The organism is Lentimicrobium sp. S6 (assembly GCF_013166635.1).
Lineage (GTDB): Bacteria > Bacteroidota > Bacteroidia > Bacteroidales > UBA12170 > UBA12170.
This window is the reverse complement of the sequence record NZ_JABKBZ010000108.1, coordinates 1-11,445: the sequence shown is the minus strand read 5'-3', so window position 1 is coordinate 11,445 and position 11,445 is coordinate 1. Positions and strand designations below refer to the sequence as shown.

Below are 11,445 nucleotides of genomic sequence, written 5' to 3'. Positions count from 1 at the left end.
TTCATCTTTCAACTCATTAATTCTTATTGGCTAAAAATGCCCGAATTCGTTTTCGTTTCCTTAATTAAAGAAAGAACTTTTTTCCCTACCAAATGCTTTGTCCTTTGAATTTAAATGCTTGGTAACGTTTAGTATAAGAAACGTAAGTGATTTCGAAGCACTTAACTGTCAAATTACACTGAGCCAAATTTGCGATTAGACACAAATTTAAAGCTTTTAAACAAACCGTCAAATCGCAGATTTGGCGGAGAAGATTAAATGTGCAAATGTTCCGTAAACCACTGAGCCACTTATGTTTTTTATACATTGTTGGCATTAGTTATTCCTCAGTCAGTATATTTTTTAACTCTTTCAAAACTCTAAGTGACTTACCCTCAAATTCATCTTCTTTTCCGACCGACATTTGCTCATATACATCTAATGCCCAACTTGAATAAGTTCCAAAATCTTTCGTTCTTAACAATCCTTTTATCGCAAAAATATTTATCACGGGTGGAGCAAAAACAAAACTGCTCAAATTCTCTTTTTTAAGCGAATCAATCTGCTCATTTACTTTCTCTAATGTATTATTTGAGTCAAAGAAAGGAACAATATCGTTTATATAAGAGTCCGTAATCCAATCTTTAATTTTGTCTATGTCTGATACATTTTTAATTTCATATTCGCTTATGTTTTCTTGTCTTTTTGAGCGTGTGAAAATTGTCTTTAATTCATATCCTAAATCATGTTGTTTATATAAATCCGATAGAACTTCTTCCACCTTTTTAAATCTAACATAAGCTGACATAACTCCTACAAATTTAAATCCTTCATATGTTCTAGTCGTTGTGAAATTTATGCTGAGAGTTTTATCATCAAGTTTCTTTTCTAGCCATATTGAACTATTTCCTTGGTTACAAGGAATCCAGTCAGAATCGAATAGTTTTGCCAATTCTATAATTAATTCTTTTCCTTTCATAAACTTCTAATCATTAACCAATCTGTCATTTGAATTGGGTCTTGTATTATACTGATATAGGTTGACCTTTTTTCTTATTATTTATCTTGTTCGAAGCCCGCAAAAAAGTTATTTCCAAAATTTTTTTGGTCTTTAAATGGACCAAAAATTTCAGAATAACTTTTTTGGCTTTTTGGGTTTTTTCAAAGATCAGTGCAATTTACTAATTTTTTAATTTCCTCACCTCCTTTTTGTTTTTTTTATAAGATTTATAATCCACACTAGGGTTCATATGTACATCGTATGGTTTCCTAAGTTGTAAGCTCAAATGAGGTCTTAGATGGTTATAAATGTATACTGCCTGATTAGTCATTTTTTGTGCTAACCCTGTGTTCTTAATGGTTTGTTTTAATCCATATTCATATTTTAGAGTCCTGTTAATTCGTTCAGCTATAGCGTTTTCATATGGGTCGTATTGCTCTGTCATACTCATTGTCATGCCATTTGCTTCTGCAAATTCTGTATAGCTGGTATTACAATATTGAAAGCCTCTATCAGAATGATGGATTAGCTTTTCATTTGGGTATATTCTATTTTTAACAGCCATCTTCAGAGCATCAGTACAAAGGGATGTTTTCATATGGTCTGCTAATTTGAAACCCATAACTTGCTTAGAATAAGCATCTGTAACTAAAGCTAAATAGTTATGTCCATTCTCAGTTTTGATGTAGGTTATATCACTTACCCATAGTTGTTCAGGTCGTGTTGGCACACTATCTTTCACTATATTTTTATATTTATGAAATTGATGTTTAGAGTTTGTTGTTATATGAAAGTTCTTTAATTTGGGAACCAGTAAATTATTAGCCCTTAAAAAATTAAAGAACTTATCACGACCCATCTTTATTCCAAGTGCTATCATTGGTCTTTTTAACTCTGAATAGAGTTTTATTCCACCAGTTCTATGCCCTACTTTATCACGATATCCTTTCACCATTTCAATAAGTATATCTTTTTGTATTTCCTTGGTATTGTACGAATCAAGCCTTTTATAGTATGCCTGTTTACTTATCCCAAAACATGCGTAAATCCATTTTACTTTAAACGGTTTGTTTTCTTTTTCGTTATTTCTTTTGCTAATGTTTTGGGCAAAAACTTTTTTGATAAATCGGTACCTGTAATGATTTCCATATCAGCAATAACATCCTGCTGGAAGTCTTTAATAAACTCAAGCTCTTCAATCTTCTTTTTAAGCTTTGCTATAGTTTTATCTTTACTCATGCTTTTGATATTTTGGTCTAAAGTAGCATATTTTTTAATCCAATAATTTAAAGATGATCGTGAAATATCATACTTTTTTGAAGCATAATTGACAGATATTTGTCCGTTTGTGATTTGACCAATGACAAATAATTTGTGTTCAAAGGTTACTTTTTTGTACTGTATTTTCCGACAGTCCGTTTTTTGATCTTTCATAAGTGACTAGTATTGATGTTTAATTTTTAGTCAACCTATTTCAGGAAAGTACATCTGTTTTAATTAATGCCAACGGATGGCGCTATGCTGCGTAGCGCATTAATATTACAAATTTTTCTGCGTACAAATATATCAAATTGCGAAACGTAATGTTCATATTTACAACAAATTGCGCTATGCAGTATGAGCGCGTGTTACCTGCTGGCTTTAATTTACAGTTTTACTATTAAAAATATTTACAATTCATTCTTCATCAATACCTTTAATCTGTACTCAAAATTTTGTTTAGTGTCGATTCCTTGACTAGTTTCTGAAATATACATTCTCATATATAATTCAGCCTGTTTATTATTTTCAGTAGCCTGATATGATTTTGCAATATAATAGTAGCAAATATTTGCCTCTGGATATTCTTTCAAGCATAACACGAAAAAATCGACTGCCAAGTTTGATCTAGAATTACTTTTTAATAGCCATTTACCTGAATTAATCAAAGGTAAAGGAGTAATTACTTTATTATTAGGTTTTTCTAGTTTCAGAGAATCAAAAAAATATAATGCCAACTTGAAATTGTAATTATCAACCAAACCTAAAAATGCATCATCATTTTCCAAAATTTCAATATTCTTATCAAACTCTTTTTGAGCATGATTTTTCCAAATTTTAATATCTCTATTTAGGATTGGTTTCTCTTCTTTGAAAATTGATTCAAGTATTGTGAAGAAGGCTAGTGAATTAGACTGGAATGGTGAGTGAGCTGAACTATCAATAACAAATAGTTTAGATAAAGGAAACTCCTTCAATATTAATTCAGTTTTATTTCTCCCCCAAGTATTATCCCACTTACCTTCTATAATATAAAAAGGTATTGGGCAGGTTTTGAAGCAATTAGAGAAATCAATATAATCAATAGCACCACTCATTAATGAATTAAAATGCTTGTCATGATGCCATTCATATAAAGAGGTTTGGGCAGCATATGTTTGGGTAGGTTTATAAAAACTTTGTCTTTTCCATGCTCCATTAAGTTCAGCATTAAAAAGCCCCGTTGCTAATGAAACTTTTCCTTCATCAATCAATTTCCAATTTTTATACATCAAATTCTTTTCCAGATTCGAAATATTGAGATATTGATTTCCTGAAATTAGATAGTTTTGTTGGAAGGAAATTTCGCTATTTACTAAAATCACTCCAAGTACATTTTCAGGATAAGTAAATGTGTAATATTGAGCAAGAATTCCTCCAAATGAATGACCTAATACAAACCATTTTTCAATACTAAGTTCTTTTCTTAATGATTCAATATCCTCTATTGATTGTAAAATCGTATATGTAGAATCACCCGTAAACTGACTTAATCCACATCCTCTTTGATCATAATAAATAATTTTGCTGTATTTGCTTGCATTACTAAAATAGGGGTGAAATACATGGCTAGTACCACCCGGCCCACCATGTATCAATAATAAAGGAATTCCAGCTCCTTCTTCTTGAATGTACAAATTAGCACCATTTATTAAGTAATGGTAAGTGCTAACTCCTTTTCTTTTATCAAGTCGCTCTATATTATTAGGAATCTCAACTATTTCATCCGATGTCTGGATGACCGAACTAAAAACTGTTTGCGTAGTATCAAAGTTTATAGTTTGGCAGACGGTGGATATTGTCACTAAAACCAAAACTACGAACAACAACCATTTAGTTTTCATTACTTTAAAATATTTGTGTATAACATATTGTTAACAACAACTCTCTTTTACGATTAAAAACATTTGCTTGTTCAATTATTTCTTGTTGTTTAATATCCTGACAATGATCTATATTGCTCATATTTTAGTTGGATATTTTCAGAAACTTTTGGTTGGGATGTTATCTCCATCCCTTTAGCTAATTTCCACCTGTCGATCCACGAAATACCTCTATCAGAAAATGATTCAGGAAGCATATAAGCTTTGTCCTTTAATGCTTCTTCTAAAGTAATAAATGAGTAATTCCTGTTGATTAATACCTGCAGAATTTCGTCTAAATAATCTGCATTTAGTTCATTTGCATGTAGTAATAATATATGGCTTAAATTATATGAAAGAAAATCTATTGAGAGTTTTTCATAATAGATGAATATGTCATTCATATAGCTAATGTAATCATCGGCAACAATTTTCATGGTGGAACTATCATTTCTTTCTTTTGCTTTCTTATAGCAATAAGCATAAATAAACTCATCATTATCCATTGTTACAGGTGCTGTAGTATAATGATGCTTTAGCAAAATACTATCTAATTGATTTTTATATTCTGCGGTTGAGCCAGTTCTTAATTGGGGATGTCTGAAATATATTAATTCTTCACCATATCTTTTCATCATTGGTTTTGTAATAATTTCGCCCCTTAAAATATCTGTTTCATATTCTTCAATACTTAATTTATTAATGTCCACATGTGAAAAAGTGTGATTCCCTAGTTCGTAGCCATTCCTAAGCCATTGTTCTAGTATTTCAATTCTAGAAGTTTCAGGAAGTTTATTATTATATAACTTTATTTCATTTACAAATCCAATTGCTGGGACATTAAATTTTTTAAATGTTGAAATCAATTTATCATTAACATTTTCTGTTATAAGAAGAGTTTTGCAGTTTGCACACGGAACATCATCTATAGAAATTACAATTTTATTCGACTGCGCAATGGATACGATTGTTGATAATATAAAATAAACTTGAAGTATTAATTTCATCTTAAAAATTTCTTTTGCATTTCATTTATAAAGTCTGCTTTCATCCAAAATATCTTATTGTTTCTGGTGAAAAATATATACTTTCCATCAGAAGTAACTGTTGGCTGATTTTCTTTTGCAATAGTATTTATTTTATCAAGCGGAACTGGGGATGTCCATGTTTTATCAGACTTTAAAAATGTAATGAATATATCAGAACTCTTTCCCTGCACTCTTTTATCAAACATCAAGTAGCTTTCGTCAGATGCAATAAAAACATGCGCCCCTTTTATATTTGCCTGAAGACTTTTAGCTTTAGAATAGCTCCCTCCCGAATGTTCAAACCGAACAATACCATCACAATATAAATTTCCATTTGCTGCAACAGAAACAGAATGAACGGTTTTATTAGGAATACTTAATTTCGAATAATATGGTTTACTCCAATTACCATCTTTCTTCTCCGAAATCCAAATATTTGATGCTGTTTTTGATCCTGGACATGATCGTCGAGAGTTAAAATATATTTTATTACCATCACGAGAATAACTACACTCTCCATTATTACCAACTTTCGAAAATGAGATTATATGTGGTTTCGACCATTTGCCTGATTTAAATTCCAATATATTTATTCCTTCCTTTCTAGTGTAGATCATTTCCTTACCAGATGGTGATATTTCAAATCCATAAATATCCTCATTAGTAGATACAATTCCAGGTGCAAAAACTACTGGTATGGAACCTGGTGTTTCCTGACCCATATAATCACATTCAAAAACGTTTGATAGTATTTTTGTTTCCTCAACCGGCTTCACTTCTTTTCTCACTGGTTCCATTTTTTTAACTTCGTTCTTGGGTTGTGTCTGAGAATTACATGATGCCAAACCTATAAATGTAAATATAAGGATGATGGATATTCTTGGAGATAATTTTATAAAATGTTTCATAGTCTAGTAGATATTTATTTATTGTTTAAGTTGTCAAGCATTGCTTTTGCATTTTTATTTTCAGGGTTTAATTCCAACGATCTTTTAAAGCTATTAATTGCATTTTTTTTCTTTCCAATGGTCATATATAACTCACCTAAACTATCAAAAGCATTCGAGCTTTCTGAAAATAGTTTCGTATTTAATTCAAATACCAATTGAGCTTTTGTTAAATTATTACGCCATAATAAATTATAGCCTAACATGTTTATACTTTGTTCGTTGATAGAATATTGTGTTTTGTTGTTTTTTACATCCAATATCAATTTATAAAATGTATCATTATTAAGATTTTTTGCTAAGACCGAATTAAGAGAGGGTAAAGGGATTTTATATGGTGCATTTAAAAGTATATTTCTAATTCCTGATTCTACGGCCCAAATATTAATATTATGTCCAATATTTGTAAATAGGAGAATGGTATAATCACCCTCAAAGATCCAAGCCATCTCGCAAAGATATCCCCATTGAGCACCATTATAGTGAGCAAATTTTGTTTTCTTTTTTGTATCAGGTAATTGGAGAGTAGTAATATCCCATGAATATGCATGCCCATTTCCAGGGTGAAATTCATCATAAGGGTCGTAGAACCATTCATCATATTTTTCTGGTAATAAGGAATGTTTTGCAAATGATCTATTCCATAAAAACATATCTTCTACCGTTGAATGCAAACCTCCTGCTCCATAAGTATTTAATGGATTCAAATATTTCGGTTTGGTGTATTCCCCCATACCTAATATGTATCCACTTGCAAGTTTTTCAATTACTTTATTAGGTTTAATCAATCCTGAATTTTTCATTTTCAAGGGAATAAATATTCTTTCTTTCAGGTTGTCTTCAAATGCTTTTTTTGTGATTTTTTCAATAATATAAACAAGGATACACATGCCTGAATTATTATACCTATATCTTTCACCTGGTTCAAACTCAAGGTCTCCACTATGTAATACCTCTAATGCAGTTTCTTTTGACAAGGTTTGTGCTAGTTGATTATCTATTCCTCGTACAGCTACATACGGCTTTATTCCAGAAGTGTGTTTTAAAAGATGATTAATATTTACAATATCTCCAATATCTTTGCGGTATTTGGGCAAAAAATCACTTATTACATTATCAACATTTAGTTTGCCTTCTTCTACTAATTGTAAAGTAATTACTGTTACAAATTGTTTAGTAAGTGAGCCAATATCGAAACGAGTATCTACATCATTTGGGATATTCCATTCTCTGTTTGCCAAACCAAACCCTTTATTAAAAAGGATACTGTCACCTTTCGCTATTAGTGCAGTGCCATTAAATAAACCTCTTTCATTACAACTTGCCAAATACCTATCAATTTTTTCTTTTTGGGCAAAAGATTTAGTAATTAACAAAATTGAAACAATGAAAAAGATAGGAATAAATTTTGTACACATATGTTAAATAGATTAATTATAATCCAAAACTAATATGAATGTACCAATCTTCCATACAAAATTCAGGGAGAGGTAGTATACTTAAGTAACAGGTAGCAAAATTTTATATTTAGGGATTTTAACCCATAATTTTTTTAATTCTTGAAAAATATCTACGGCTTAATGCAAATGGTTCTTCAATACCATTTATAAATACTCTATGAGAATTATTGAACCATGGCATTACTTTTCTAACTTCATTTAGGTTAACAATGTAGGATCGATGAATTCTCTGAAAATGCTTTTCTGGCAATCGATTTTCCCAATTTTTCAATGATCTCAAGACTAGATTTTTCTTTCCATCTTTGGTGTAGATTTTTGAATAGTAGTCGTCGGCTTCTATGAGCAAGATTTCTGATAAAGGCAAAAATTGGTGGGATTTATTTATTTGAATAAAAATTTTATCATCAAAGTTCATTTGATGAACTTTCTTGTTCCCTCTCAATGAATCAACTTTAAGTCGTTCGATAGTAGATTTTAACCTACCTACTGAAGCAGGCTTTAATAAATAATCAAATGCATCCACTTCGAAAGCTTTAATAGCATATTCGTCATATGCTGTCACAAAAACTACTCGCACATTTTCATCCAAATCCTTTATTAAGTCAAAGCCATTTTCTCCTCGCATTTCTATATCTAGAAAAATTAAATTGGGCTTATATTTTCTAATACAAGTACGAGCTTCATGCAAATTTTTTGCTTTACCTACCACTTCTATGTTGCCTACTTTGGATATTACATCTTGTAAATCTTCTTGTGCAAGAATTTCATCATCCACAATCAAAGCTCTGTTAATTGCCTCATTCATAATCGCCCTCCTCAATAATTTCAATTTGAACATTAACAAGGTCATCTGCTTTAATTATGTTGAAAGTGTGTGTGTTGGGATAGGCTTGATTTAAACGATTCTTAATATTTTCAAGACCTAAACCTGCTTTATCCATATCTTTATTGTTAAGCCAATAACCACTATTCATAATATTTAAGAGTACTTTATTATTAATAACCTCAGCAGTAACACCAATTTTCAACGGCATTCTACTAGTTTTCATACCATACTTAATGGAGTTTTCAATAATTGGTTGAAGCAAGAAAGCCAATATTGGAAAATCTTCAGCGAGTGGTGCTATTTTTATTTCAAAAGTCAAGTCATCTGCAAATCTAACTTTTTCAATTTTTAAATAGGCTTCCAACATTTCAACTTCTTTATAAACTGGAACTACAATTTGATCATGTGTATTTAAAGAGAATCGTAAAAATTCTGAAATTTGGGTTAGCATTTCATCAGCCTTATCTTTGTCTGTTCTTATTAATGAGCGCAAAGAACTAAGTGAATTAAATAGAAAATGTGGGTTTAATTGGTAGCGAAGCATTTTCAGTTGAGTATTTTCTGACATTAAAATTGCTTTTTCTTTTAGAAGTTTTTCAAAGGTTCTATCTTTATAAAATATAGTTCCAATATAAATTCCAGACCATGACAAGAATATCAACGAGTTACGTAAAAATATTTTCAAATATCCTGGAATTGTTAAGGCTTTAAAACCTCCTATTATGGGGTCGATACCAAAAATTGGAATGCTGAGCAAATAGTCAAGAAAGTGCCAAGCCACACCAGAAAATATTGAAATTCCAGAAGCAAATATTATGATAATATTAATGTTTTTTTGAAACAGATTGAGTTTTCTAAATAGAATCCCAATTAGTAATGACATTGACAAGCCTAAAGAAATAGATATTAATTCACCAACAAAATTTTCAGGTTGGTTATAACCTCTTTGATAATTTATATACATATCAATACTACCAATAACCAACCAAAAAAGGATTGTTAATATCCAAAATACTTTTATGTTTCTTTTGTTGTCTTCCACTGTTCAATTATTACAATATTGGTCTAAGGTAAACTATTCACATTAAATTTTCATTAATAAGAAGTTTGATTTATTTCACTTTATTATTTAATTTCACAGTGTGAGCTTGCAGGTAACTTGTTTATATACGTAAGTTTCTTCCACATAACTACCCCAAATGGGGTAGTTATACGTAAGTTTGGTAAAAATAACTCAAATATTTATATCATAATAAGGATAGGTAATGATTTATGTAATTTATACTCATACTAAATAGATAGCCTGCTCCTATCCCACTCCTCCACCCGGTATTGTTGGCAGCTTTTATGCTTTTGAAGGAAATGGCTTTTGGATATGAGGAGGGTAATCATTCCGCTTTGGCTATAGGATACTAGAAATTGAGATTTGCTTTATTAATTGAAAAGATACGGTGGTTGGTAGTGGTTAAAATAGATGGACGAGTTGTATTGTAATAATTACAGCCTCTTATTTTGACTTTTCGTAGGCTTCTTTAATCCAATCTTTTAATTCTTGATTAACATCATCCTTATTTGACAATTTCACTCTGTGTGTACACATGGTTCCAAAGGGCCCTGAGTTTTCAAGCCTACCGCTTATTGGCTTGTCTTTTATTTTAAAGCCTAAATCAATTCTTGTTTTAGTGGCCGGTTTTATTAAAACAAATTGTCTTTTTCGAATGATACTTACGCTTCCTTTTTTTGGTGTGATTGTAATATCTTTACCCAGCGTATTAATGTAAGCAATGAGTTCATTATAAATCGGTAATAAACTTTCTTTCCCTTGATATTGATTCTCCACAAGGCTTTCTTCAGAACCCTTATCATCTTTCGAAAGTGTTACAATAGTATTTGCGAAGCCATGAGTGATATTAAATTCCGCTTTTAAGTATTTTACACCTTCTGTATGTTTTTCAAATGATTTTTCCTGTAGTAGTAATTTCCATTCTTCTAAAGATTTGCCAGTCTTTTCCGGCATATTATTAATCATTGTTTGAAGTGCTTTATCCATCATTTTAAATTTTAATAAATTATTAATTTGATTCTTTTGACAGTTTCATTTGTTTATTTGGGGTGTATAGAAGAGGATGCTAATAATTATGGCCCTGACCCTCTATCTGTAAAACAACTTGTGGATTATAATTCCTTTTAAAATCAAGCCCCCCCCCTAAATATCATAAACCCAGTTTAGTCCAACCCATGGGTATTTGGGGATGTTTCTGAATTGACCGTGGGGATTGAGTCCGATGTAGATTTTAAAGAATACTCCTGAGTTTGATAATTCTTTTTTGTAGTTATAGAATTTCCATCCCAACATGGTAGTACTACATAATTGATAAGCTTCGCCAATTTCCCTAAAAACAACTTCCTCCGATTCGTTGGTGAAGTAGCTACCATAACCATAGCGGACTCTTAAATAGAAATCCTGGGAGAAAATAAACATCATCTTATTATTGGAAAGCCATGAATCGGGGTTTTGATATTGGTATTGTAAATAGGGCTCTATCCACCTACTTGAGGAGGGGATTTCTATAGATTTTGATATTTCTAATGAATCGGCTGTATAATATCCCTTTTGAGGGTTCCAAAGAAATTTAGCTCCTAACCTAGCGGAATGATTTTTTACCTTTTGACCAAAAGCATCGTTAATGATGAAAGCTAGCTCGAAGGTTTCATAGGAAACATTTATTCTTGAAACAGGAATAGAATCTCGTATTTTTGATATAATTAATTCATCACCAATATGTGTGCTTTCATGAAAAAATGGGATAAAACGCAAACCGATATTATTAATCTTAGAATCTTCTAGTATTTGGGTATAATTGAGTTCTAATAGAGCAAATCGGTAATCGGTATTTAAAATTGGGGAGGTTCTTTCGGGTCAAGTTAATTTTTATGGGGACTACGAAAAAAGCTTTGATAATCTAAAGAGGAAAAACGATACATCCGTAACGCCTCTGAGGTTAGATCTAAAAAGCTTTATTTTAGCATTGAAAGATTCCGCA

At 31.0% G+C, this 11,445-nt stretch carries 11 protein-coding genes and 1 pseudogene; all 12 read right to left on the bottom strand.

Annotation, left to right across the window (positions count from 1 at the left end; all coding sequences use genetic code 11):
• Positions 1–319 precede the first annotated feature (319 nt).
• Positions 320–958, bottom strand: coding sequence for a hypothetical protein (locus HNS40_RS20645; protein WP_172284520.1), 639 nt, complete (start codon positions 956–958; stop codon positions 320–322).
• Positions 959–1,160: 202 nt separating this feature from the next.
• A complete protein-coding gene (locus HNS40_RS20640; protein ID WP_371742968.1) occupies positions 1,161–2,009 on the bottom strand; it encodes an IS3 family transposase in 849 nt (282 codons plus the stop codon).
• Positions 2,010–2,032: 23 nt separating this feature from the next.
• On the bottom strand, positions 2,033–2,413 hold the full coding sequence (locus tag HNS40_RS20635) for a helix-turn-helix domain-containing protein (RefSeq protein ID WP_172284518.1): 381 nt from the start codon (positions 2,411–2,413) through the stop codon (positions 2,033–2,035).
• A 236-nt stretch (positions 2,414–2,649) separates the two neighbouring features.
• Positions 2,650–4,122 (bottom strand): alpha/beta fold hydrolase, encoded by a 1,473-nt coding sequence (locus tag HNS40_RS20630; RefSeq protein WP_172284516.1) that lies wholly within the window; start codon positions 4,120–4,122, stop codon positions 2,650–2,652.
• An 89-nt stretch (positions 4,123–4,211) separates the two neighbouring features.
• Positions 4,212–5,147 (bottom strand): polysaccharide deacetylase family protein, encoded by a 936-nt coding sequence (locus HNS40_RS20625; protein WP_172284515.1) that lies wholly within the window; start codon positions 5,145–5,147, stop codon positions 4,212–4,214.
• On the bottom strand, positions 5,144–6,076 hold the full coding sequence (locus tag HNS40_RS20620; protein ID WP_172284514.1) for a PD40 domain-containing protein: 933 nt from the start codon (positions 6,074–6,076) through the stop codon (positions 5,144–5,146). Before HNS40_RS20620 ends, HNS40_RS20625 begins: the two co-directional genes overlap by 4 nt.
• Before the next feature lie 14 nt (positions 6,077–6,090).
• Positions 6,091–7,533 (bottom strand): serine hydrolase domain-containing protein, encoded by a 1,443-nt coding sequence (locus tag HNS40_RS20615; protein ID WP_172284513.1) that lies wholly within the window; start codon positions 7,531–7,533, stop codon positions 6,091–6,093.
• Between the two features lie 118 nt (positions 7,534–7,651).
• On the bottom strand, positions 7,652–8,380 hold the full coding sequence (locus tag HNS40_RS20610) for a LytTR family DNA-binding domain-containing protein (RefSeq protein ID WP_172284512.1): 729 nt from the start codon (positions 8,378–8,380) through the stop codon (positions 7,652–7,654).
• Positions 8,373–9,443, bottom strand: a complete 1,071-nt coding sequence (locus HNS40_RS23810) for a histidine kinase (protein WP_172284511.1) — start codon at positions 9,441–9,443, stop codon at positions 8,373–8,375. Before HNS40_RS23810 ends, HNS40_RS20610 begins: the two co-directional genes overlap by 8 nt.
• Before the next feature lie 465 nt (positions 9,444–9,908).
• On the bottom strand, positions 9,909–10,451 hold the full coding sequence (locus tag HNS40_RS20600) for a DUF4287 domain-containing protein (RefSeq protein WP_172284510.1): 543 nt from the start codon (positions 10,449–10,451) through the stop codon (positions 9,909–9,911).
• Between the two features lie 156 nt (positions 10,452–10,607).
• Positions 10,608–11,225, bottom strand: a complete 618-nt coding sequence (locus tag HNS40_RS20595; RefSeq protein ID WP_371742967.1) for a hypothetical protein — start codon at positions 11,223–11,225, stop codon at positions 10,608–10,610.
• 117 nt (positions 11,226–11,342) lie between these two features.
• A pseudogene (locus HNS40_RS23355) lies at positions 11,343–11,445 on the bottom strand (DDE transposase); the annotation flags it as partial.

Excerpts from the sequence above, each read along its gene's own strand:
- HNS40_RS20620 (WP_172284514.1), bottom strand. The coding sequence starts at position 6,076 with ATGAAACATTTTATAAAATTATCTCCAAGAATATCCATCATCCTTATA.
- HNS40_RS20615 (WP_172284513.1), bottom strand. The coding sequence starts at position 7,533 with ATGTGTACAAAATTTATTCCTATCTTTTTCATTGTTTCAATTTTGTTA.
- HNS40_RS20610 (WP_172284512.1), bottom strand. The coding sequence starts at position 8,380 with ATGAATGAGGCAATTAACAGAGCTTTGATTGTGGATGATGAAATTCTT.
- HNS40_RS20600 (WP_172284510.1), bottom strand. The coding sequence starts at position 10,451 with ATGGATAAAGCACTTCAAACAATGATTAATAATATGCCGGAAAAGACT.
- HNS40_RS20630 (WP_172284516.1), bottom strand. The coding sequence starts at position 4,122 with ATGAAAACTAAATGGTTGTTGTTCGTAGTTTTGGTTTTAGTGACAATA.
- HNS40_RS20645 (WP_172284520.1), bottom strand. The coding sequence starts at position 958 with ATGAAAGGAAAAGAATTAATTATAGAATTGGCAAAACTATTCGATTCT.
- HNS40_RS20625 (WP_172284515.1), bottom strand. The coding sequence starts at position 5,147 with ATGAAATTAATACTTCAAGTTTATTTTATATTATCAACAATCGTATCC.
- HNS40_RS20635 (WP_172284518.1), bottom strand. The coding sequence starts at position 2,413 with ATGAAAGATCAAAAAACGGACTGTCGGAAAATACAGTACAAAAAAGTA.